This is a genomic window from Nocardia sp. NPDC023733 (assembly GCF_040639775.1).
Taxonomy (GTDB): domain Bacteria; phylum Actinomycetota; class Actinomycetes; order Mycobacteriales; family Mycobacteriaceae; genus Nocardia; species Nocardia rosealba.
In genome coordinates this window covers 1596785-1619653 of record NZ_JBFAAN010000001.1, presented here as the reverse complement: position 1 = coordinate 1619653, position 22869 = coordinate 1596785, and the positions used below count along the sequence as shown (strand labels likewise).

The 22869-nt window shown below is 67.0% G+C and carries 24 protein-coding genes; 10 read left to right on the top strand and 14 right to left on the bottom strand.

Going from position 1 to position 22869, the window contains the following annotated elements:
• Window positions 1–29: 29 nt before the first annotated feature.
• Window positions 30–644: a TetR/AcrR family transcriptional regulator gene (locus tag AB0F86_RS07510; RefSeq protein ID WP_356982746.1), complete on the bottom strand. Its 615-nt coding sequence runs from the start codon at window positions 642–644 to the stop codon at window positions 30–32.
• Between AB0F86_RS07510 and AB0F86_RS07505 the strand changes: the two genes are divergently transcribed.
• The 3 genes from AB0F86_RS07505 to AB0F86_RS07495 are packed head-to-tail and all read left to right on the top strand — an operon-like array spanning window position 638 to window position 2143.
• A complete protein-coding gene (locus tag AB0F86_RS07505) occupies window positions 638–958 on the top strand; it encodes a DUF1272 domain-containing protein (RefSeq protein ID WP_356982744.1) in 321 nt (106 codons plus the stop codon). The genes AB0F86_RS07510 and AB0F86_RS07505 overlap by 7 nt on opposite strands.
• Window positions 955–1758, top strand: a complete 804-nt coding sequence (locus AB0F86_RS07500) for an alpha/beta fold hydrolase (RefSeq protein ID WP_356982742.1) — start codon at window positions 955–957, stop codon at window positions 1756–1758. Before AB0F86_RS07505 ends, AB0F86_RS07500 begins: the two co-directional genes overlap by 4 nt.
• Before the next feature lie 40 nt (window positions 1759–1798).
• On the top strand, window positions 1799–2143 hold the full coding sequence (locus tag AB0F86_RS07495; RefSeq protein WP_356982740.1) for a hypothetical protein: 345 nt from the start codon (window positions 1799–1801) through the stop codon (window positions 2141–2143).
• 412 nt (window positions 2144–2555) lie between these two features.
• On the opposite strand, the gene AB0F86_RS07490 is transcribed toward AB0F86_RS07495, so the two are convergent.
• Entirely contained in the window at window positions 2556–4334 is a 1779-nt protein-coding gene (locus tag AB0F86_RS07490) for a long-chain fatty acid--CoA ligase (protein ID WP_356982738.1), read from the bottom strand.
• The gene (locus AB0F86_RS07485) at window positions 4334–5647 is read right to left on the bottom strand and encodes a DUF3533 domain-containing protein (RefSeq protein WP_356982736.1); all 1314 of its coding nucleotides are present in this window, start codon (window positions 5645–5647) and stop codon (window positions 4334–4336) included. The genes AB0F86_RS07490 and AB0F86_RS07485 overlap by 1 nt, the downstream gene beginning before the upstream one ends.
• Before the next feature lie 79 nt (window positions 5648–5726).
• Between AB0F86_RS07485 and AB0F86_RS07480 the strand changes: the two genes are divergently transcribed.
• Entirely contained in the window at window positions 5727–6341 is a 615-nt protein-coding gene (locus AB0F86_RS07480) for a TetR/AcrR family transcriptional regulator (RefSeq protein ID WP_225279913.1), read from the top strand.
• A gap of 82 nt (window positions 6342–6423) precedes the next feature.
• A complete protein-coding gene (locus AB0F86_RS07475) occupies window positions 6424–6804 on the top strand; it encodes a DUF4234 domain-containing protein (RefSeq protein WP_356982735.1) in 381 nt (126 codons plus the stop codon).
• Window positions 6805–6857: 53 nt separating this feature from the next.
• Here AB0F86_RS07475 and AB0F86_RS07470 read toward each other — a convergent pair whose 3' ends face one another.
• From AB0F86_RS07470 to AB0F86_RS07445, 6 genes are read right to left on the bottom strand one after another with little or no spacing between them, the layout of a single operon-like run.
• Complete coding sequence (locus AB0F86_RS07470) at window positions 6858–9227, bottom strand: excinuclease ABC subunit UvrA (RefSeq protein ID WP_356982733.1); 2370 nt, start codon at window positions 9225–9227, stop codon at window positions 6858–6860.
• Window positions 9228–9276: 49 nt separating this feature from the next.
• Entirely contained in the window at window positions 9277–9687 is a 411-nt protein-coding gene (locus AB0F86_RS07465; protein ID WP_181695952.1) for a VOC family protein, read from the bottom strand.
• A 10-nt stretch (window positions 9688–9697) separates the two neighbouring features.
• On the bottom strand, window positions 9698–10132 hold the full coding sequence (locus AB0F86_RS07460; protein WP_181695953.1) for an AraC family transcriptional regulator: 435 nt from the start codon (window positions 10130–10132) through the stop codon (window positions 9698–9700).
• Window positions 10133–10155: 23 nt separating this feature from the next.
• Window positions 10156–10545 carry a MerR family transcriptional regulator gene (locus AB0F86_RS07455; protein ID WP_356982730.1) on the bottom strand — a complete coding sequence of 130 codons (390 nt, stop codon included), beginning with the start codon at window positions 10543–10545 and terminating at the stop codon, window positions 10156–10158.
• A 9-nt stretch (window positions 10546–10554) separates the two neighbouring features.
• Entirely contained in the window at window positions 10555–11091 is a 537-nt protein-coding gene (locus AB0F86_RS07450; RefSeq protein ID WP_356982728.1) for a class I SAM-dependent methyltransferase, read from the bottom strand.
• A gap of 43 nt (window positions 11092–11134) precedes the next feature.
• Window positions 11135–11929 (bottom strand): N-acetylmuramoyl-L-alanine amidase-like domain-containing protein, encoded by a 795-nt coding sequence (locus AB0F86_RS07445; protein WP_356982726.1) that lies wholly within the window; start codon window positions 11927–11929, stop codon window positions 11135–11137.
• Between the two features lie 202 nt (window positions 11930–12131).
• Here AB0F86_RS07445 and AB0F86_RS07440 point away from each other — a divergent pair, with 202 nt between their 5' ends.
• On the top strand, window positions 12132–13190 hold the full coding sequence (locus tag AB0F86_RS07440) for a glucose 1-dehydrogenase (protein WP_356982725.1): 1059 nt from the start codon (window positions 12132–12134) through the stop codon (window positions 13188–13190).
• Here the strand turns inward: AB0F86_RS07440 and AB0F86_RS07435 are convergent.
• Window positions 13187–13894, bottom strand: a complete 708-nt coding sequence (locus AB0F86_RS07435; protein ID WP_356982724.1) for a DsbA family oxidoreductase — start codon at window positions 13892–13894, stop codon at window positions 13187–13189. The genes AB0F86_RS07440 and AB0F86_RS07435 overlap by 4 nt on opposite strands.
• A gap of 125 nt (window positions 13895–14019) precedes the next feature.
• Here AB0F86_RS07435 and AB0F86_RS07430 point away from each other — a divergent pair, with 125 nt between their 5' ends.
• Genes AB0F86_RS07430 through AB0F86_RS07420 form a run of 3 tightly spaced genes read left to right on the top strand, consistent with a single transcriptional unit; the run spans window position 14020 to window position 17983 of the window.
• Window positions 14020–14778 (top strand): histidine phosphatase family protein, encoded by a 759-nt coding sequence (locus AB0F86_RS07430; protein WP_356982723.1) that lies wholly within the window; start codon window positions 14020–14022, stop codon window positions 14776–14778.
• Between the two features lie 52 nt (window positions 14779–14830).
• Complete coding sequence (locus tag AB0F86_RS07425; protein WP_356982721.1) at window positions 14831–16111, top strand: threonine/serine exporter family protein; 1281 nt, start codon at window positions 14831–14833, stop codon at window positions 16109–16111.
• A gap of 21 nt (window positions 16112–16132) precedes the next feature.
• Complete coding sequence (locus AB0F86_RS07420; RefSeq protein ID WP_356982720.1) at window positions 16133–17983, top strand: Na+/H+ antiporter; 1851 nt, start codon at window positions 16133–16135, stop codon at window positions 17981–17983.
• Here the strand turns inward: AB0F86_RS07420 and AB0F86_RS07415 are convergent.
• Window positions 17980–18525, bottom strand: a complete 546-nt coding sequence (locus tag AB0F86_RS07415) for a TetR/AcrR family transcriptional regulator (protein ID WP_067490032.1) — start codon at window positions 18523–18525, stop codon at window positions 17980–17982. The two genes, AB0F86_RS07420 and AB0F86_RS07415, sit on opposite strands and share 4 nt — an antisense overlap.
• Window positions 18526–18917: 392 nt before the next feature.
• Between AB0F86_RS07415 and AB0F86_RS07410 the strand changes: the two genes are divergently transcribed.
• Complete coding sequence (locus tag AB0F86_RS07410) at window positions 18918–19568, top strand: enoyl-CoA hydratase-related protein (RefSeq protein WP_356982718.1); 651 nt, start codon at window positions 18918–18920, stop codon at window positions 19566–19568.
• On the opposite strand, the gene AB0F86_RS07405 is transcribed toward AB0F86_RS07410, so the two are convergent.
• The 3 genes from AB0F86_RS07405 to AB0F86_RS07395 all read right to left on the bottom strand — a co-directional run bounded on the left by AB0F86_RS07405 (window position 19569) and on the right by AB0F86_RS07395 (window position 22802).
• Window positions 19569–20390 carry an Abi-alpha family protein gene (locus tag AB0F86_RS07405; RefSeq protein WP_225279924.1) on the bottom strand — a complete coding sequence of 274 codons (822 nt, stop codon included), beginning with the start codon at window positions 20388–20390 and terminating at the stop codon, window positions 19569–19571.
• 2 nt (window positions 20391–20392) lie between these two features.
• Complete coding sequence (locus AB0F86_RS07400; RefSeq protein WP_181695963.1) at window positions 20393–21811, bottom strand: hypothetical protein; 1419 nt, start codon at window positions 21809–21811, stop codon at window positions 20393–20395.
• 166 nt (window positions 21812–21977) lie between these two features.
• Entirely contained in the window at window positions 21978–22802 is an 825-nt protein-coding gene (locus AB0F86_RS07395) for a universal stress protein (RefSeq protein ID WP_356982716.1), read from the bottom strand.
• Window positions 22803–22869 lie beyond the last annotated feature (67 nt).

Sequence of the window (22869 nt, the reverse complement as noted above, 5' to 3'; positions counted from 1 at the left end):
ATTCCACCGCATCGGCGAAATCCTGCGAACTAACCGCGCAGCGATTCGTCGTGGGCGGACGCGAACATGCCGTCGAGTACCGCGTCGAGTTCGGTGTGGGCGGCGGTCAGTGCGTTGTTGCGGGAGCGGGAGGCGGCTACGAACATCGCGAGTTCGTTGAGGCCGCCCAACAGCAGGTGTGCCAGCACTTTCGGATTGTGGCGGGGGAGTAGATCGCCCTGATCGTGGGCGGCTACGAGGAGGTCTTTGACGAGGGTGAGGGAGCGGCCGCCGTCGATTTCGCGCCAGCGGGTCCAGCCGAGAGCGGCGGGGGCTTCTACGAACAGGATCTGGCGGACAGTCTTGTCGGCCAGCTGGTCGACGAACGCGTGGGTGACCGCATGCACGCGTTCGATCGGTCGGCCTGTCTGCGCGTGCTTCGACAAGGTGTCGACCACGCCGTGATCGACCTCGGCGAAACAGGCCTCCATCAGCCCGACCATGCTGCCGAAGTGGTGATACAGCGCGCCGCGTGTGACACCGGCGGCCTCGCAGACCTGCGCGGTCGTCACCTCGGCGAAACCGTGCTCGGCGAACAACGCGGTGCCGACCGAGATCAGCGTCGCCCGTGTGCGTGCAGCGTTCTCTTCGCGAACCGATGCCATCTTGCCTTCCCTCCACCAGTGACGTACACATTGTAGGTGACATACAGTTTGTATGTGAGATTGAGGGAGTGGCCGTGATGCTGAAGATGAAGTCCACCTGCGAAACCTGTGCCGCGCCGTTGCGCGACGACGCCGAAGCGTTCATCTGCAGTTATGAGTGCACCTACTGTCCGGCGTGCACGGCGGACCACGGGGTGTGCCCGAATTGCGCGGGGGAGTTGGTGCGGCGACCCCGACGGGCCACCGGCGTCGCCGAGATCGTCCGGCGGGCACCGGCTCGACTACGCCGCAAAATCCAGGGGACCGGTCGATGAGCGCATTCCCCAGTGGTGCTGTCGCGCACTGGTTTCCAGGTCGACCCGGCGCGCCGACGTTGCTGGTCCTGCCTGCCCTCGGGGTGGTCGCACGCCACTATCAGCGCTTCGCCGAAGCGGCACAAGCGCAGGGATTTCACGTGCTGACACTCGACTACCGCGGACAGGGCGACAGCGACCTGGTCATTTCCCGAGGGACGCGGTTCGGCTACGCCGACTTGGTCGCGGGCGACCTGACCGAGGCCATCACCTGGGCACGTGAGCAGGCGACCGGCCCGCTGGTCTTGGTCGGACACAGCCTCGGCGGACAGCTGGCCGTCGCACTGGAGTCGATGTCGCCGGGGGCGTTCGACTGGCTCGCGCTCGTCGCCGCAGGCACACCGCACTGGCGGGCATTCACCGGGCGCACACGCCTGGTGCCCCTGGTATTGCCCACGGTCTTCGCCGGAATGGCCCGTGTGCAAGGCGTGTTCGAGGGCCACAAATTCGGCTTCGGTAGGCAGTCGGCGCAGCTCATCGGGGACTGGGCGCGCATGGCCCGTACAGGTTCGTGGTCCAAGAAGCCGGTTGCGCTTCCGGAGAGGAGTTTTCCGCTCCTCGCGATCTCGTTCGGCGACGACCAGCTCGCGCCCACGTCTGCAGTGGATGCTCTGGTGCGCTTCTTCCCCTGCGCCTCAACGACGCGCGCCCACGTCGACGAACCGTCGGGACACGTGGCGTGGCTGAAGCAGCCCGACGTTGTTGTCGATGCGCTGAATCGGTGGGTAGCAGAGATTCTCGCACCGGAGAAGAGGGGGTAGGCGGCGTAGAGTTGACGGCCCGAGCCCACAGGAGTCGACGATGTTCCGACCAGTGTTGATCCGAACTTCCGCGATCGGCGTGGCAGTGGGTGCGGCCACGATCTTCGGCGCGGTCGGTCAAGCATCCGCCGATGTCGAGCCCGGCGCCTACACGTCCACGACGTTGTCGGCCGGCATCGTGCTCCTGCAACGCGACGCGCGCGTCGAGGGCGGGGAGCTGGTCCTGATCGGGCGGTACCCGATTCACCCCACGCCCGACGGTGGTTACGTCGATCTGTTTCCCGGCCACCGCGTGGTCCTGATCAGCGACGGACGTGGCGGATACTCCGGCCCGGCGTACCTGGGTGGGGTGGAGATCGGCTCCATCACGTTGACGCCGCGCTGAAACGAGGAAATCACCAATTGTCTGGAGCTGCCTACCAAACGGCCTACCTGACATAATGTGCATTATCGGCGTTTTAACCGGGCCGGTTGGTAGGGGTTTCGAGAACATTTGTGGCAGCGTATGCAACTTCGCAACGCATGCCCAGGACCCATTCGACAGCCGGCCCGCTCCGCTCGGATCAGCCTGTCGCCACAAAATCATCCACGCAGACGGTTTGCTCGCGCCGAGTCGTTTCGGCCGATTTCGAGCCTCCGGCCATTCATGACTATTCGGGATGAATGCCGCCGCCTGGGGCTTGATCTGCGGGTGGTACGAAGAAGGCCGACTGGGAGGTGGCTCGCGTGCGCTCCCCCTCCATCCCCCAACCCCCTCATTTCGTCACTGTGACGAAATGAGGGGGTTGGGAAAGGACTCAGCTGTACAGCGCTTCTACTTCGGACGCGTACTTCTTCATGACCTCGGCTCGGCGCAGGGACATTTTCGGGGTCAGTTCGCCGGTAGCTTCGGTCCAGTCGGCGGGCAGGATGCGGACCTTCTTGATGCCCTCGGCCTTGGAGACCAATTTGTTGGTGTCGGCGACAGCTTGGTCGATGTCCGCGCGGAGGATGGGATTGTCGACGAGGTCTTCGACAGGGGTATCGGCAGGGATGTTGTTGCGCTGTTTCCAAGCGGGAAGGGCTTCGGGGTCGAGAGTGACGAGGGCACCGACGAAGGGGCGACCGTCACCGACGACCATCGCCTGACCGACCACTGGATGCGCGCGCAGGGCGTCTTCCATGAGGCCGGGCGAGACGTTCTTGCCACCCGCGGTGACCAGGATTTCCTTCTTGCGGCCGGTGATCGTGAGGTAGCCGTCGGCGTCGATAGCGCCGAGGTCGCCGGTGCGGAACCAGCCGTCGACGAAGGCGTCCGCGGTGGCGTCGGGGTTGCCCCAGTATTCGCCGAAGACGACAGGTCCGCGCAGCAGTAGTTCACCGTCGTCGGCGATCTTGATGCCGTGGCCCTCGATGGGTCGGCCGACGGTGCCGACGCGGGTGTTGCGCGGGGTGTTCACGGTGATGGCAGCCGTGGTCTCGGTGAGGCCGTAGCCTTCGTACACCGGGATGCCCGCGCCACGGAAGAAATGCCCGAGCCGTGCGCCGAGTGGGCCGCCGCCGGAGACCGCGGCACCGCATCGGCCGCCGAGCGCGCGACGCAACTGTGCGTACACGAGCTTGTCGAACAGGGCGTGCTCGAGCTTGCGCAGCAGACCCGGCCCACCGGTGTCGAGTTTCTCGCTCCACACGATGGCGGTCTCGGTGGCTCGGTCGAAGATGCGGCCCTTGCCGCCGGCGTGTGCCTTCTGTTTCGCGGCGTTGAACACCTTCTCGAACACGCGCGGCACGGCGAGGATGAAATCGGGCCGGAACTCGGCGAATTGGTCGACGAGGGTCGCCCAATCGGAGCTGAAGGCGACGATCACCTTCGCGTCGAGCGCGGCGAGCGTGACCGCGCGGGCGAAGACGTGCGCCAACGGCAGGAACATCAGCGTGCGGTTGCCCTCGGTGACGAACTCCCCCAGTGCGAGCCGGTCGGATTTGGATTCGGCGTAGAGGTTGGCGTGGGTGAGCAGCACGCCCTTGGGGCGGCCGGTGGTGCCGGAGGTGTAGATCAGGGTCGCGGGCGATTCCGCGCCGACACCGGCGCGCCGGGTGTGGACGGCCTCGTCGTCGAGGTGAGCGCCACGTGCGGTTAGTTCGGCGACGACGCCCTTGTCGATCTGCAGGATCTCACGCAGGTCAGGCAGTGCGTCGGCGGCGATGTCGTCGATGACGCGGCGGTGCTTGTCGCTGTCGACGATCAGCAACACGGTGCCGGAGTCCTGCAGGATCCATTTGGCCTGTTCGGCGGCGGAGCTGTCGTAGATGGCTACGGTGCAGCCGCCGACCGCCCAGATGGCGTGGTCGAGCACGACCCATTCGTAGCGGGTGGGTGCCATGATGGCGACCCGGTCACCGGGTTCGATTCCGGTGGCGATGAGGCCTTTCGCCACGGCGGTCACGGTTTTCGCGAACTGGGCGGCCGTGATGTCGGCGCCCGCGACACTGAACAGCACCGTGTCGGGCGATTCTCGGCCGTACCGGAACACGCTGTCGGAGTTGTTGGCGTTGTCCGGAATCACGTACGACGCCGGGGTTTCGAACTCTCGCATCAGTGCCCTTCCGCGGTTGCCGGTTCCTGGCGGTGATCGAGGCCGAGGCGATGCAGGCCACGCAGATCATAGGCGTGGGTGGCCACGAAACCGAGGACCAACCCGATAGCCAGGCCGGCGATGGTCATCCAGAGGCCACGGCTCAAGCCTGCCTCGAGGTTTCCGTCGAAGAACATGATGGCGCGCACGGCGAGGTAGATCTGGTGCATCGGTTCGAACGAGGCCATGTCGGCGATCCAGCGCGGTGTCGCTTCGAGCGGGATGGTGCCCGAGGACGACGGGATGCCGAGGACGACGAAGACGATGAGGTTGATCATCAGGCCCGCGGTGCCGAAGGCGGCCATCACCGACAGACCGGTGACCGCGATGGCGATGACGGCAAGGGTGCCGTAGAGGAACAGCATGAGCGGGCGTTCGATGCTCATGTCGAGCAGGGCACCGACGGCGAGGAACGCGGCCGAGGCCAGTGGGGCGCTGATGACGGCGATGGCCCATTTGATGAGCAGGGTGCGCCAGCGGCTGATCCGTGCGGGGGTGGTCGGTTTGTGCCACGGCCCGTATTCGGCGGGGATGAAGCCGAGGGATCCGTCGACGAGGGAGTTGATCATCATGGCGCCGCTGAAGCCGACGATCAGCAGGACCAGGGTGTAGAAGAAGGCGGCGAGGCCCTGGCCGGTGCCTTCGGGCAGTGGGTGGTAGGCGCTGACGACGACGTCGATGGGTTTGGCGAGTTGCAGCTGGGCGGCGCCGCTGAGCGGTGTGCTGCCGATCGCGGCGCGGACCTGGTCGGCGAGCTGGGTGCCGACGGTGGTGTTGACCTCGGTCATCGCCTTGTCGGCGATGGTCTGCATGATCTGGGCGGCGAGGGTGCCCGCGCGGGGGTTGGTGAGCACGGAGATCATGGGCTGTTCGACGTCGCCGGTGACGACGGAGGCGGCGCCGAGGATGGCGACGCGTTTGGTGAAGTCGCCAGGAACGATGATGGCGCCGTACACCTCACCGTTGCGTAGTTGCCGGTGTGCCTCGTTGATGCCGACGGTGCGCAGGTCGATCTTCTCGGCGGGGATCTGCTCCCCCAGCGCGGTGGTGATCTGCGCGCCGAGGTTGGCGGGTTTGCCCGCGAGTGTGTCGCCGACGTCCTGGTTGACGAGGGCGATCGGGAAGTCGTGCAGGTGTTTCTCGGGGTCAGCGGTGTAGCCGAGGTACATGGTTCCCAGGAGCGCGGCCAGCACGGTGACCAGCGTGATCGGCGCTAGCCAGTCACGGATCGGCATGCTGCGCGGTCGGCGCGTCGGCGCGGTGTTGTCAGTCATGGCATGCGCAAATGTAGTCACCGACTACAAAGTAGTCAATGCAAACATTCAGGGGTGTGTCGGATATCCTGCTAACACCATGTCCCTGCATTCGCGCTATCACCACGGCGATCTCCGCGCCGCACTGCTGCAGCACGCCGAGGCGGCGCTGCGTACGGTCGGCGCCGACGGGCTGTCGTTGCGCCAGCTCGCCCGCGACACCGGCGTCAGCCACGCGGCGCCCAGCAGGCATTTCCGTGACAAGCAGGCTTTGCTCGACGCGCTGGCCGTCACCGGCCTGCGACGACTCGGCGCCTGCTTCGAAGAGGCCGCGACCGACGGCCCGATCACGACACGTCTGCGGACCCTGGCCCACACCTACCTGCGCTTCGCCGTCGACAACCCGGAGCTGTTGCCGCTGATGTTCGCGCGCAGGCACAGCTCCACCGAGACCGAGATCCACGACGCCGCCGAGCGGGCCTTCGCCGTACCCATCGCGCTGATCGCCGAGGGGCAGGCCGCGGGCGAGATCATCCCCGGCGATCCGAAACGCATCGGGGTGACCGCCCTCGCGGCGCTGCAGGGGCTGGCGACGTTCGTCGGTTCGGGCTACACCGCCGACTACGACGCCGAGCAACTCCTCGACGACCTGGTCGACCACCTCACCCTCGGTCTACTCCCCCGCCGGTCTTCCTCGGGTGGCGCGAGTAGGTGATGTGCAATACGTTGCGAGGTTGCGGTGGCGCCGAAAAGCCCTGCTGTGACATTCCATTCGCATTCAGATAGGTGTCACCGACATGACTACAGCCCTCGCCCCATCACCGGTGCAGCGTCGCAACCCGGTATTGGTGTGGCTGGTCTTCCCGCTCATCACGTTCGGGATCTACTTCTTCGTCTGGTACTACAAGATCCACAAGGAGATGGCCGAGCAGCGGCGTGATCCCGAGGCTCCGGTCACCGGTCCTTTGCTGGTGATGCTGTTTCTGTCGTGGACCGGGATCGGTTTCATCGTCAGCTACTGGCGGACCGGCAATCGGATCAGGGCCACCCAGGAGAGCGCCGGGCTGGAGCCGTCGTGCAGCCCGGCGATCGGGTTCCTGCTGAATCTTGTCCTCGGGCTGGGGATTCTGTACTACCAGCTCGAACTGAACAAGGTCGCCGAGCCCGAACGCGACTAGGCATACCCTGAAGGCCCTCCCCCATGGCGAAAGCCACAGGGGGAGGGCCTTTTTCATGCTCCGACGTATTCGGCGAGGTGCTCACCGGTGAGAGTGGAACGGGCGGCGACGAGATCGGCCGGTGTTCCCTCGAAGACGATCTGGCCGCCGTCGTGACCCGCACCGGGGCCCAGGTCGATGATCCAGTCCGCATGGGCCATCACAGCTTGGTGGTGTTCGACGACGATGACCGACTTGCCGGAGTCGACGAGGCGATCGAGCAGTCCGAGCAGCTGTTCGACGTCGGCCAGGTGCAGACCGGTCGTCGGTTCGTCGAGGATGTAGACCCCGCCCTTGTCGGACATGTGGGTGGCCAGCTTGAGGCGCTGGCGTTCACCACCGGAGAGGGTGGTCAGCGGCTGACCGATGGTGAGGTAGCCGAGGCCGACCTCGGTGAGGTGGGTGAGGATCTTGTGCGCGGCCGGGGTGCGTGCCTCCCCCTCACCGAAGAACTCGCGTGCCTCGTCGACGGGCATCGACAGCACCTCGCTGATGTTCTTGCCCGCGAAGGTGTATTCGAGAACTTCGGCCATGAACCGCTTGCCCTCACACACCTCGCAGATCGTCGACACTCCGGCCATCATCGCCAGGTCGGTGTAGACGACGCCCGCGCCGTTGCAGTTCGGGCACGCCCCTTCGGAATTGGCGCTGAACAGGGCGGGTTTGGCGCCGGTGGCCTTGGCGAAGGCCTTGCGGATGTGGTCGAGCAGGCCGGTGTAGGTAGCGGGATTGCTGCGTCGCGAACCCTTGATGGGTGCCTGGTCGATCGAGATGACACCTTCGTCGACCGGGATGGAGCCGTGCACGAGCGAGCTCTTACCGGAGCCGGCCACCCCGGTGACGGCGACGAGCACACCGAGCGGGATGTCGACGTCGACCTTGCGCAGGTTGTTGGCGGTGGCGCCGCGGATCTGCAAGGCGCCGTTCGACTTTCGCACCGAATCCTTGACCTTGGCGCGGTCGTCGAAGTGGCGGCCGGTGACGGTGTCGCTGGTGCGTAATCCGTCGACGGTGCCTTCGAAGCAGATCGTTCCGCCCTTGGAGCCGGCGGCGGGACCGAGGTCGACGATGTGGTCGGCGATGACGATGGTTTCGGGCTTGTGTTCGACGACGAGCACCGTGTTGCCCTTGTCGCGCAGGCGAAGCAGCAGGTCGTTCATGCGCTGGATGTCGTGCGGGTGCAGGCCGGCGGTCGGTTCGTCGAAGACGTAGGTGACGTCGGTGAGCGAGGACCCGAGGTGGCGGATCATCTTGACGCGCTGCGCTTCACCACCGGACAGGGTGCCCGACGGGCGCGACAGCGACAGGTAGCCGAGGCCGATCTCGACGAACGAGTCGAGGGTGCCGCGCAGTGATTCCAGCAGCGGCGCCACGGACGGGTCGTCGATGGTCTTGACCCATTCGGCGAGGTCGGTGATCTGCATGGCGCAGGCGTCGGCGATGCTCTTGCCCTTGATCTTCGACGAGCGGGCCTCGGCCGAGAGGCGGGTGCCGTCGCAGTCGGGACAGGTGCCGAATGTGACGGCACGCTCGACGAACGCGCGGACGTGCGGCTGCAGTGATTCGACGTCCTTGGACAGCATCGACTTGCGGATCTTGGGGATCAGACCCTCGTAGGTGAGGTTGATGCCGTCGACCTTGATCTTGGTCGGTTCCTTGTACAGCAGGTCGGCGAGCTGTTTCTTGGTGTACTTCTTGATCGGCTTGGCGGGGTCGAAGAAGCCGCTGCCCTTGTAGATGCGGCCCATCCAGCCGTCCATGCTGTAGCCGGGGATGGTGAACGGGCCTTCGTCGAGGGATTTGTTCTCGTCGTAGAGCTGGGTGAGGTCGATGTCGTTGACCTTGCCCTTGCCCTCGCAGGTGGGGCACATGCCGCCGGTGATGTTGAAGCTGCGGCGCTCCTTGACGGTGACCCCGTTCTTCTCCACCGCGACCGCGCCGGAACCGCTGATCGAGGCCACGTTGAACGAGAACGCCTGCGAGGAACCGATGTGCGGGTCACCGAGGCGGCTGAACAGGATGCGCAGCATGGCGTTGGCGTCGGTGACGGTGCCGACCGTGGAGCGCGGGTCGGCACCGAGGCGCGACTGGTCGACGAGGATGGCGGTGGTGAGCCCGTCGAGGACGTCGACGTCGGGGCGGGCCTGGGTGGGCATGAAGCCCTGGACGAACGCGCTGTAGGTCTCGTTGATGAGACGCTGGGATTCGGCGGCGATGGTGCCGAAGACCAAAGAGCTCTTCCCGGAGCCGGAGACGCCGGTGAACACGGTGAGTCGGCGCTTGGGGATCTCGACGCTGACATCGCGTAGGTTGTTCACCCGCGCGCCGGTGACCCGGATCAGATCGTGGCTGTCGGCCGGCGCAGGCGCTGCGGTCTTGCTCATGGGTCTCCTCGGTCGTTCGGCGTCCACCGAATCTAGCGGTCGGGTCCGACTATTTCGTCTGCTGGATGCGAATCATGTTGCCCGCCGGGTCGCGGAAGGCGCAGTCACGGATGCCGTAGGGGTGGTCGGTGGGCTCCTGCACCACTTCCACGTCGTCTGCCTGCAGTTTCTCGAACAGGGCGTCGAGGTCGTCGGTGGCGAGGTTGACGGCCGCGTAGGTGCCCTTGGCCATCATTTCGGTGATGACGCGCTTCTCCTCGTCGGTGATGCCGGGGTCGGCGGCCGGTGGGTGCAGCACGATCGAGGTGTCGGGCTGGCCCTTCGGTCCGACGGTGATCCAGCGCATGCCGTTGTAGCCGACGTCGTTGCGGATCTCGAAGCCGAGGGCGTCGCGGTAGAAGGCCAGCGCGGCGTCGGGGTCGTCTTGGGGCAGGTAGCTCTGGTGAATGGTGATGTTCATGGGATCGACGCTAACGGTCGCCGGAACCGGTTGCTTCTCGATTCCTGATCGGTCTGGTCACCGCTTTGGCCACGCACGACGGGATGCCCTCGGTCGGTGCGTACTGCTGGCGGTACACGCTCGGTGGGACGCCGACGAGTTCGGTGAATCGTGTACTGAACGTGCCGAGCGAGGAGGAGCCGACGGCGAAGCACACCTCGGTGACGCTCATCCGGCCCAGTCTCAGCAACGCCATGGCACGTTCGATGCGCCGGGTCATCAGGTACGAGTAGGGCGATTCGCCGTAAGCCAGGCGGAATTGGCGGCTCAGGTGCCCGGCGGACATGTGCACGCCTCGGGCCAGTGCTTCCACGTCGAGGGGTTGGGCGTATTCGCGGTCGATGCGGTCGCGCACGCGGCGCAGCCGGGCGAGGTCGCTCAGTTGCTGGGGGCGTGCACCGGTCATGAAGCGATCGTCGCACGTGCGGGCTATGGCTTGTCCAGCACGGTTGCCAGGTGTGCGCGGAAGTGCGGGCAGGTGCGGAAGTCCTCGGCGTCGCAGTCGAGGACGTGGGTGACCGCGTCGAGGGCGCTGCGGGTGCGGGCGAGTTGTTCGGTGAGCCGCGCGCGTTGTGTTTCCAGGACGCGGCGGCGGGTGTCGCGGTCGGGGTCGTGGGTGAACAGGGTGGCCAGGTCCTCGAGGGTCAGTCCGGCCTCCTTGCCGAGGACGACCATGGCGACCGTGTCGATGTCGGGGTCGCGGTAGATCCGTCTGCCTGCCGAGTCGCGTTCGGGGGTGAGCAGGCCTTGGTCTTCCCAGTGCCGCAGTACGTGGGTCGCGAGTCCGAAGCGGGTCGCGACCTCACCGATGGTCGCCATGGTCGCACTCTAGGCGGTGTGCAGGCGGTATCGAGTGACGAGTGCGACGGGATGCCATGGCAGGCGGATGTTCTCACGTTCGATGTCGCCTGCCGTGCGGCGGATCTCGCGGGTACGGGCGAAGCGGAAGTCGTAGAGATCGGCGGTGGCGGCGGGGCGCAGGACGCGACGGATCTCGCGAAATGCGGCGGGCAGGTCGGGCCATTCGTGCATGCTGAGGCTGGAGACGATCAGGTCGACGCTCGCGTCGGGGTAGGGCAGGTCGGTGACGTCGCCGACGGTGAGATCCGCTCGGTGGCCGGCGAGGTTGCGGCGGGCGATGTCGATCATGTGTGGGGACAGGTCGAGGCCGTGCAGTGTGAGGTCGGGGCGGCGGGTCGCGATGTGCGCCAGGAGTTTTCCGGGGCCGGTGCCGAGATCGAGGACGGTGGCGCCGGGGGCGGCCAGGGTGTCGATGTCGGTGCTGATGCGGCGGTAGAGCCCGGTGAGCAGGCGGGTGGCGCGGCGGTCGTAGCCCAGGCTCTGGCGGTGTCCGAAGGTGGTCATGGCACCACTGTCGGTGTTCAGGTCGACCTGAAGTCAAGGGTGGCTAGCGGGGGCGCAGGACCAGGATTCCAGGGACGGTGCGCACGTACTCGAGCAGCGGGGTGTCGACGACCTGGTTGTGCTCGGCGAGGGAGGAGGCGTTGCGGAACACCGGGCCGTCGGTGGTGTGGACGAGGATGCCGACATGGGTGACGTCCAGGCCCGCGGCCGGGGTGTAGGCGCCGATGAAGTCACCGGTGCGCAGTCCGGCGACCACTCCCCCGTCGACGGCGCCGGACGGGATGTGGGTGACGGCCCGGTCGACGACGGGGACGCCGGGCAGGAAGGTGGTGCCGTCGGCTTTGGCGTTCAGGTGCTTGGTCGTGGTGACCGCGGCTGGGCTCAGGTCGGCGGTGATATCGGTGGCCGAGATCCGTGGTGTGCTGGCCCAGTCGGTGAAGAAGTGTTTGCGCTGGGTGAATTCGACCCGGCTGTCGACGTAGCGGGCGGCGATCAGGTTGTCGAAGAACTGCTCGTCGGTGCTCGAGCGTGACGCGGCATCGACGTAGTCGAGGAAGGTGAAGCAGTCGACGCGTCGCAGGTCGACGACGAGTTGCTCAGGTGTATTCGCCGATCCGACCAGCATGTTCGCCCCGTAGGGGGTGCCGAGCAGGCGCGCGGAGATCCGTTCGATCTGCACGGCCCGGTCGGTGGTGCCCGCGCGGGTGCGGGCGTCGAGCAGTTCGTCGACCTTGCCGGCGGTGACATCGTCGAGAACGACCGGCGGTGTGGCCTGGGCCGGTGGGGCGAGGCAGACGAGCGCGACGAGCAGGCACAGAACCTGGACAATGGTGCGCAAGACGCCTCCGGTGGGCATGGTCGGTCGAGGTGAGCGGTTCCCACGGTAACCGACGGGGGCGACGACCCGGATTGCAAACAATTCGCGACCTGGACAGTTCTTCGCCTCAGCTCACGTGTCCCGTACCGTTATCCCAGGTAGTGCGTGTTTCACCAAGGTTCGCGAATGGATAGCCAGGGCAGTTCGTCGGAAGGGAAACGACATGCGCGCTTTGACCGTAGTGCCGAACCGACCCGGATCGTTGCGGATAGACGATGTCCCGGATCCGGTGCCCGGCCCCAACGAGCTTCTCGTGGAAGGGATTTCGCTCGGCATCTGCGGCACCGACCGCGAGATCGCCTCGGGCATCTACGGGTGGGCGCCGCCGGGACGCGAACACCTCGTCCTCGGGCACGAATCGCTGGGCCGGGTGCGCACCGCGCCCGACGGCAGCGGTTTCGCCCCCGGTGACCTCGTCGTCGGGATCGTGCGCAGGCCCGATCCGGTGCCGTGCGGGGCGTGTGCGCACGGTGAGTTCGACATGTGCCGCAACGGTGAGTACGTCGAGCGCGGGATCAAGCAGATCGACGGGTACGGGTCGACGTCGTGGGTGGTGGACGCCGACTACACGGTCAAGCTGGACCCCGCGCTCACCGAGGTGGGTGTGCTGATGGAACCGACGACGGTGCTGGCCAAGGCGTGGGACCAGATCGAGAAGATCAACACCAGGGCCTGGTTCGAACCGAAGTCGGTGCTGGTCACCGGTGCGGGCCCGATCGGTCTGCTCGCCGCGCTGCTCGGTGTGCAGCGCGGCTTGGACGTGCATGTGCTCGACCGTTCCACCGAGGGCCCCAAACCGAAGTTGGTCGAAGACCTCGGCGCCACGTTCCACACCGGTTCGGCGCTCGATGTCGGTGAGAAGATCAACGCCGACATCGTGATCGAGGCGACGGCGGCCACCGCGATCGCCCAGCAGTTGCTCCAGTTGAACAATCCGGGCGTGATCATCTGCTTGACCGGTGTCTCCTCCCCCGGCAAGGACACCGAGGTCGACGTCGGCGCGGTCAACCGCAACATGGTGCTCGACAACGCGGTGGTGTTCGGGTCGGTCAACGCCAACCGGCACCACTACGAGCTGGCGGCCCAGGCGCTGGCCAAGGCGGACCCGGCGTGGCTGGGCCGATTGATCACCCGGCGGTTGCCGTTGGAGCGGGCCCTGGAGGCATTCGATCCGGGCGATCACTCCGATATCAAGGTCGTCATCGACCTCGGCGCGAGTTAGACCGCGCAGCCGTCCGGCCCGCAGGACTCGCCCTCGGCAACGGTGACCAGCGGTGCCGGGCGGTCGTTGTAGGCGGTGGTGAGCGCCTGGGCGAACACCTCGGTGGGCTGGGCGCCCGACACGGCGTACTTGTTGTCGAACACGAAGAACGGCACGCCGGTGACGCCGAGCTGGGCGGCGGTGCGTTCGTCCTGGCGGACGGCGTCGGCGTAGGCGGTGGGGTCGGCGAGGACGGCACGCACCGCGGTTTCGTCGAGGCCGGCGCGTACGGCGAGGTCGACGAGGCGATCGGTGTCGGCGAAGACCGGTTCGGCTTCGGCGAAGTTGCCCGCGTAGAGGGCGTCGAGCAGTGCCTCCTGGCGGCCCTGTTCGAGGGCGAAGTGCAGGAGCCGGTGCATGTCGAAGCTGCTGCCGTAGTCGCGGCCGCTGCTCTGGTAGGGCAGGCCGAGTTCGGCGGCCTGGGCGGCGATGGCGCGTTCGTTGGCGGCGGCCTGGTCGACGGTGATGCCGTACTTGGCGGCGATGCGTGGGATCACCGGTCCGCTCTCGTCGGCGGGCAGGGTGGGGTCGAGTTCGTAGGAACGGTGCACGACTTCGACGTCGTCACGGTGCTCGAAGCTGTGCAGGGCCTGTTCGAAGCGGGCTTTGCCCAGGTAGCAGAACGGGCAGTTGATGTCGGTCCAGATCTCTACTCTTGTGGTCAAGCGGGCCTCCTGCGCCACATCGTGGATGGGTGCGCCGGCCCGGCGGAACATTCTGGACAGGCGTACAAGTTCGTTCGGTGCAACGCGAGCGACACTGCCGCTATTCCGGTGCAACGGGGAGGAACATGATGGCAGTCGAGCGCGGCGACAGGGGGTGGGTGCAGGTGCCCGACGGTCTGCCACGGCCACGGGCACTCGGCGGACTATGGGCCATCCGCCACGCCCAGAGCGAAGCCAATGTCTGGTACGCCGATCCCGCTACGCAGACCCGGCCGATGCGCGGCACCGACGCCGGGATGGACCTCACCGAATACGGCGGTACCCAGTGTCAGCGGCTGGGTGGGTGGCTGGCCGGGTTGTCGAGCTCGCAGCGCCCCGGCCTCGTGGTGTGTTCCCCCTATCTGCGCACGCGGCTGACGTGGGCGTTGATGGCCGACGCGGCGGTACGCGAACGCCGCTTCCCCCCGATCCGCACCCTTGTCGACGAACGGCTGCGCGACCGGGAGATGGGTGTGTTCGAACTGCACCCCTACCGGGCGATCCGGCGACACGCCCCCGAGGAGGCGTCGCGCCGCGAGCAGGTCGGCAACTGGGTGTACCGCCCACCCGGCGGCGAATCGCTGGCCGACGTGGCGGTGCGGGTGCGCGGTTTCCTCGACGAACTCGACGCCGTCGCCGCCGGGGAACAGGTCCTGCTGGTCACCCACGACGCGGTGGTCGTGTCGTTGCGCTACATCCTCGACGGCCTCGGTGCGCCCGTCCCGGATTCGCTGGAACCGGTACCCAACGCCTCGGTGTCGCAGTGGCGGCGCGAGGGCGACCGGTTGGCGTTGCGGGTGTGGGGTTCCGACGACCACCTGACCGTGGGTGAGCGGGACGGCTGAGTGCCCTGCGTGTCGGCGTGGGAGCCGGTTCCGCCGCCCCTAGATTGGCTCTATGCCGAACCAGGACACCGGCCGCACCGGCACTGCCCACCTCGATGCGGCCCTCGAGTTCCTGACCCGGCTGGGAACCGACGCGCTCGAGTGCGGTTACGCCACGGCCGCCGCCGAGGACATGGTGCGGGCGTGCGCTGCGGCGTGGGGCTTGTCGCGGCTGACGGTGACGGGGATCGGCCGGGTGCTCATCGTGCAGTGCGAGGACGGGCAGGGGCATCTGGTCTCGCGAATGGGTGAGTCCGCCGGCCTGGACAGCTTCGACTGCGACCGGATGCGCCGCGTCAAAGCAGTGGCGCGAGCGACCGTGACCGAACGGCTCGACCCGGAAACCGCATGCCGCCGGTTGACCGACGCCGATTCCGGTCCGCCGGTGTTTCCGTGGTGGTGGGTGCAGGCGGGTGGGATGTTGCTGGCGTTCTGCATCTGTGTGCAGATCGGTGGCGGGATGCTCGCGGCGTCGGCGGCCGCAGTCATCCAGTTGGTGGTGAACGTGACCGGTCGGGGTTTCGGCGCGTGGGGGGTGCCGAAACTGTTCGGTGTCGCGGTCCAGGCGGCGCTGGCGGGCAGCCTGGGCGGGTTGTGTCATCTGGCCGGCTGGTTGACGGTGGCGCAGGCGGCGACGGTGGTCGCCACCACCTGGGTGTTGATCGCCCCACTGCCTCAACTGATTTCGACCGCCATCGACATGGTGAGCGGAGACAGCATGTCGGCGCTGGTGCGTGCGCTCGGTGCGGGATTGATCATCGGTGGGATCGTCCTGGGTGGGCTGCTCGTGCTGTCGTTGTCGTGGCGATTCGATCTCGGCGTTCCCGTGAGCGCGGACCTGCCGGTGCTTCCGGTGTGGCTGGGTGTGGTGTTCGCGGTCCTCGGCGCGATCGGCAACGCGCTGTTCAATGCCGGTGGCAAGGATCTGCTGCTGCCCGCCGCGGTGGCGGGTCTGGTGACCGCGTCGGTGAACCAGACGCTGATCCATCTGGGGAACATGCCCTCGGCGTGGGCGGGACCGATCGCCGCGGTGGTGCTCGGGTTCCTCGCGGCGGCGTGTGCGGACCGGTTGCGGTTGCCGATGTCGGCGCTGGCCCTGGTCGGTATCACCGGTGCGTTGCTGCCGGGTCTGATCGTGTGCCAGGGGTTGATGCTGTCGGTGTATCAGGTGTCGGGGGTGCAGTATTTCGTGCAGGCGGGGGCGGTGTGTGTGGCGTTGGGGGTCGGGGCCAGTCTCGGGGTGTACCTGTGGTCGGTGGTGGCGCGGCGTGGTCGGGCGGTCACCGCGCGGTAGCGGGGGTGGAACAATGCCGGGGTGGATATCGCGATCGGTTTGGTGGTGCTCATCGGGTCCGCGGCGGCTCTTGCCGCGACCGCGCGTCGTTTCGGGGTGTCCGAACCGCTCGTGCTGACGGTGGCGGGTGTGCTCGCCTCCTATGTCCCGATGGTTCCGCAGGTGCATCTGGAACCGGAGATGGTGTTGCTCGGTCTGCTGCCGCCACTGCTGTACACGGCGGCGTTGAAGACCTCGCTGGTCGATTTCCGGAAGAATCTGCGCACCATCGCGTCGCTGTCGGTGGGGTTGGTGTTGTTCTCCACGTTCACTGTCGCGCTGGTGGTGTGGTGGTTGCTGCCGGTGCCGTTCGCGGCGGCGGTCGCGCTCGGTGCGGTGGTGGCGCCCCCGGATGCCGTGGCGGCCACCGCGATCGCGCGCCGTACCGGGATGCCGCGCAGCATCGTGACGGTGCTCGAGGACGAGTCGCTGTTCAACGACGCGACGGCACTGGTGTCGTTGCGTGGGGCGATCGCGGCGATGGCCGGTGCGGTGACGGTGTGGCAGATCGGTGGCGACTTCCTGCTCGCCTCGGTCGGTGGCGCGGTGATCGGTGCGCTGGTCGCCTCGGTGCTGGTGGTGTTGCGCAGGCGGATTCAGGACCCGGTGCTCGACACGACGGTGTCGCTGCTCGCCCCGTTCGTGGCCTACCTGCCCGCCGAGCACGTACACGCCTCCGGGGTGATCGCGGTGGTGACGTGCGGGATGATCCTCGGCCACGGCGCGCACCGCTGGCAGGGTGCGGCCTCGCGGGTCGCCGAGACAACCAATTGGCGCACTGTGCAGTTCATTCTGGAGAGCGCGGTGTTCCTCGTCATCGGGTTGCAGGTGCGCTGGATCGTGGAGGGCGCCTGGCATTCCGGGCTCGACCACACCACGTTGATCGTCGCGGCGGTGGCGGTGCTGGCGGCGGTGATGCTTGCGCGTCCGGTGTGGGTGTTCACCCCGGTGCTGGTTGCCCGGCTGTTCGGGCGCGAGACCGAACCGTTGAGTCATGCGGCGGTGGTGTCGTGGGCGGGGATGCGCGGTGTGGTGACGTTGGCCGCGGTGCTGTTGCTGCCGGATTCGACACCGCAACTGCCGGTGCTCGAATTGCTGGCGTTGGTGGTGGTGGGTGGCACGCTGCTGGTGCAGGGCACCTCGTTGCCGTGGCTGGTGCGGCTGCTGCGGTTGCGTGGCCCCAGCCGCGCCGAGGACGCGCTCACCAAAGCCGATCTGCTGCACCAGGCTTCGGTGGCCGGGCTCGCCGAGCTGGACCGCCGTATCGGCCCGCACACGCCGGAACCGGTGATCGAATCGTTGCGCCAGCGCCTCACCTGGCGCAGCAATGCCGCGTGGGAGCGGCTCGGTCGTCCGGAGGCCGAATGGGTGACACCGACCGCTGAGTACCGGCGGCTACGGCTGGCGATGCTGGCCGCCGAACGCGACGCCGTGCTCGCCGTGCGTGACGTGGGTGCGGTGGATTACGAAGTGCTCCAGCATGTGCTGGCCCGCCTCGATCTCGAGGAGTCGATGATCGACCGCTTCGACGAGGACGACGACGACATGTCCACCGAGCCCCTCGGCAACGCCACCGCCGGCTGCGCGCATCTGGAACAGGCACCCGACACCGCGCCCCCGGTGGGCGAACCGGTGTGCCGTGCGTGCCGAGAGGCCGGGATGCGGTGGGTGCATCTGCGGATGTGCCTGGAGTGCGGGCACATCGGCTGCTGCGAGTCCTCGGTGGGCAACCACGCGACCGAACACTTCCATGCCACCGCGCACCCGGTGATGCGCAGCGTCGAACCGGGCGAGCGGTGGCGCTGGTGCTATCTCGACGAACTGCTCGGTTAGCGGCGGTGCGAGTAGATCAGGCGCGCGTACTGCGACAGGAGGCGGTCGAGTTCGGTCGGTTCGCCGGTGGCGGCGAGCTGCTGGTAGCCGATGAGCATGGCCATGCCGACCTCGGTGACCACGGCCGCGGTGTCGTCGTCGCCGATGACGCTGTCGATCACCCGGTGCACGGTGCGCCTGCGTGATTCGTCGATCCGTTTGACGGTGACGTGAACGGATTCGTCGTTGGCCGCCCAGGCGCGCAGGGCCGCTTCGGCGCCGTGTTCGAGGCCGCCGGTGAGTTCGGACATGGCGCGTACGTCGGCGTCGGGGTCGCCGTGGCCGACGTCGAGGGCGCGTAGCTCGACCATCTGCCGGTTCTCCCAGTGCTCGAGCAACGCGTCGACGAAGCCCTGCCAGGAGCCGAAGTGGTGGTAGAACGAGCCGCTGGTGACCCCGAGACGACGGCACAGCACGCCGATGTTGAGACCTTTGAAGCCGAACTCGGCGAGCACCGCCACAGCGGTGTCGAAGTACTGCTCCTTGGTAACCACTCGGGACATCGCGATGCCGTTCTGTTCGTGCGGGCAGGGCCGAAGAATGCGAACAGTACCCCATCGTATCGAGGGCCCAGAGCACCGTAACGAAATCTATTCTGTGGCCCGAACGCCGCCGCGCCTCCCGAAATGCCAAGGGCTGGAACATAATCGGTGCTCGATGTGGTGAGAGGAGGTCCCGGATGGAATAACGGAGCAATAGCTCTGTAAAGTATTGTTCAGTAGCGACCCCTGTTTCATGGCCCCGCAGACCGTGCTCGACGCCACCGAAACCCCCGTTGCCCGAACGGGTCCCGCCACCTTCGAGGAACCGTCGTCCGCGGTCGAGTGGTAGGCACCGCCTCGGCGAACGCCGGGAAGTGCTGGCGCACATCTGGTTACGCACCGAAAGGAACCGTATGCCCACCCTGCGCCATCACGGCACCGTCGCCGTCCTCGACCTCGGTGACGGCGAGAACCGCTTCTCCCCCGAGTTCCTCACCGAGATGAACACCCACCTCGACACGGTCGTCACCACCGGTGCGCAGGCCCTGGTGACGACCGCGACCGGCCCGATCTACTCCCGGGGTCTCGACTTGGAGTGGTTGGCCGCCAACGGCGATCAGGCCGCCGGCTACGTGGCCGCCGTGCACACCCTGCTCGCCCGGGTGCTCACCCTGCCGATGCCCACCGCCGCCGCGATCGACGGAGACGCGTTCGGGGCGGGCGCGATGCTGGCGCTGGCCCACGACTACCGTGTGATGCGCGCCGATCGCGGGTTCTTCTGTTTCCCCGAGGCCGAGCTGCGGATCCCGTTCACCAACGGCATGGCTGCCCTGATCCAGGCGAAAGTGCCCCCGAAGACGGCGATCGCGGCCATGACCACCGCACGCCGCTTCGACGGCACCGAGGCCGCCGCCTTCGACCTGGTCGACGCCACCGCCGCCGAGGTCCTCGACGCCGCTCTGGCCTCGGTCGCCCCACTGGGCGGCAAAGATCAGCCGACGATGACTGCCATCAAGTCGGTGATGTTCGAGGGTGTGCTCACCGCCTTGCGCGGCAAGAACTGATCACGGCAGCCGCGGGCCCTTGCCCAGGTACACATCGCCGCGGTCGTCGGTGGCCCAGCCGCCACCGGTATACCCGTCGAGTACGAAACAGGCGCCGCAGAACTGTTTCCCGAACACCGACAAATAGATGCTGCGGTACTGACTGATCGCCCGCATCTTCACCGACTTGTAGGCGGCCTGGGCCGCAGGCTGGGCCTCGAGGAAGGCGTAGCGGCGGAAGTCGGCGACCGGTTCGCTCGAGAACCGGACCAGCCCGAGCCGGTTGAGGTTGCCCAGATAGTGTTGGTCGCGTTCGGGCATAGCGCACCCGGCCATATAGGCGATCATGTTGATCCCGTCGGCGAGGCGTTGGGACCCGATCCCGAAGGGCGTCTTGGTGCGGATGTCGATGGCGGGCTGTGGTCCGGCGACGGCGAGGAACCGCAGAATCCTGGCCTCGTCGGGAGTCAGGTCGTGCAGGATCGGCACGAACGAGGGGTGCACGTCGCGGGGTTGCTGCGCCGAGTCCCAGCCCTCGTTGATCATGGCGTCGCCGATGGTCTTGAGGTCTTCGGCGTCGACGTCGGAGTCGATGGCGCGCAGGGCACCGGAAGCGGTGGGCGCCAAGCCGAGCGCGCTCAGCGCCGCCCGGCGCAGCACATCGACCCGTTCGTCGATGATGCGTGACATCGGTTCGCCCGCCCGGATGTCGTCGACCAGTTCGGTGGCCGTATGCACAGCGCCCTTGGTGACGGCACCGACGAATTGCCGCATCGAGAGCCCGGCGATGCGGGCCAGACCCGCCAGATCGGTGGGGATACCGGAATCGCGGTCGTCGTCCATGTTCACGCTCCGAAGACCAGTAGGTGCACGCCACCGACGAGGGCGCCCAGGATGCCGCCGTGCAGATACAGCAGCCAGGCGTCCTGTTCGATGGCGGTGTACAGCATTTCGACGAATTCCTCGGGCGGTAGTTCGCGCAGCTTCTCGGTGGCGAGCTCGTCGACGCTGGCCGCTGTCGACTGGGAGAACTCCACGTCCTCGACCAGCCAGGGCTTCATCTCGGTGGCCAGGCTCGCGCCCGCGGTGGCCTGGATGGCGTCGAAATGGCGTGGGCCGACGGCCAATCGGGTCACCGACCGCAGCGGGCCGAGGATGCGGTCGATCTCGAGCTGCAGGAAGTGGGCGATCACCGCGCGGGTCTTGTCACCGCTCGGCCCGTCGAGCAGTTGTTCGGTGACCACGTCGAGGGTGACGATCTGGTACCCGATCGCGTGCCCGAGGTCGGCCGCCGCCTGATACTGGCGTTTGGCGAATTTCGCGACACCCCACGGGTATTTGTATCTCGGCTGCGGGTTCGCCGGTTCGAACACCACCTTGATGGCGATGATGTTGACCAGCACACCCACCACGGCGCCGCCGAGCACCACGACCAGCCATGCAGGAAACAGATGCACCAGGGTGTGCAACCAGCCGGGCAGTTCGATCATCGCGGGCGTGTCACCGTGCGGGGAGCTGTAGTGCAGCAACGACAACCACAGTGCTACGACCACACCGAACGGGAAACCCAGCACCCCACTGCGCGTCATGAACCGCAGTTCGGGAGCACCGAGCCCGTAGATCACGTCCTTGAGCAGTTCCGGGCGGCGGCGCAGATACCCGACGACCATCAGCTTCACATCGAGCAGCTGGTCGATATTGGCACCGATGAAGTCGAAGGCGCGGTCGGTGATCGCGGGCAGTTCGGCTTCGACCCGCGCGTAGATCGCCTCACGCGCGCGCGGCGGCATATCCGCCCACAGCTGCGGGTGTTCGGTGGTCATGATCGAATCGACCATCGAGCGCACATTCGGTAACGCCACGTGTGCGACCTGGGCGGAGATCTTGCGCGGGTCCATCTGGTCGAAGAAGTCCTTGGCCGTGCCGATCTTGGCGACGGCGTTGTCGACCATCAGGCTTGCCATCTTCTCCGCGCGCGCCGGGATGAACCCCTGGAAGCCGAGAATGCCGCCCGGCGCGAAGGTCGGCAGGATCTGGACCTTGCGCGGCAACAACGGGAACAGCGTTTTGAGGCCCGGCACATAGAAACCGGTGAATCGCACCGGCGCGAACAGCATGATGACGCCGGTCCAGTTGGTGATCAGACCCGCGATGGCGCTGAAGATCGGAATGCTGATCATGTCGACCCAGAACTTGCTGAGTCCGGTCATCTCTTCCCAGTTCAGCAGGCCGAAGAAGCCCGCCGCCTCGATCTCAGCATTCATCCGGCGTCCACTCCGTCGTGTTCCGAACATCGCGCGTTTCGGTCATCTTAGGGGACAGATCGGGAGGTTCCGGGCAAGTTCGGCACTTACCCGCAATATCGGAGCAAACCTGCGATCATGTCCGGGCCCGGCGTGCTTTCGACCTCGCGCAGGTACGTATTCCAGGCTAACGCGGCGGGTCCGGCTCCGGGTCGGGATCGTCGGACCCATGGGTGGTGGCGACCAGCAGCAGGTTGGTGTCGATGTCGTGGGTGACCTTGTTGGCGACCGATCCGAGCAGCCGCGCGGGCCCGCTCATCCCCCGGTTGCCGATGACCATGAGGTCGTATTTCCAGGCGGCGTTGCACAGCGCTTCGGCGGGCGGCACGCCGGTGAGCACGTCGTGGCCGAGCAGTTCGGGATCGTCGAGGCTCAGGGCCGCGTGCACCTGGGCCAGGGTTTCCGCGCCGTCGGCGTCGGTCTTCGTGGCGGTCACCAGGAACGGGCGCGCACCGAGTTCCAGGGCCAGGTCGTAGCCGCGGCGCACGGCGAGCATCGAACTGGGTGAGCCGTCGGTGGCCAGGCCGACGGTGGTCCAGCGCTTGGGCACCTTGTGGGTGAACAGGACGTCGGTGGGGCTGTGGTGGGAGACGTGGTTGGCGGTGGAACTGGTGAGCCGGTCCTTGGAGCGGCCGAGACCACGCGCCCCGATCACCAGTAGCGTGCCCGGGTCCTGCGCACCGACCTCGAGCAGGGCCGCGCTCGGTGTCCCCGGCATATCCAGGGCCGTCACCTCGGACAGGCCCGCCTCGACGAGCGCGGCGACGGCGGCGGCGCTGATCCGCACGGCCGATTCGGGATCGAGGGCGGACTTGCGCGCCTTTTCCTTCCAGACGGTCAGCGCGGTGATCGGGACCCCGAGCCGAAGCGCGACCTCACCGGCGACGGTGACCGCCAGTTGCGCGGCCTCCGACCCGTCGGTTCCCACCACGATGCGCTGGTAGCGGTCCATGGGACCCTCTCCGATCCGACGACGGCGGTTCGCCACAGTATAAACACCGCACGCTCCGGCAATCCTG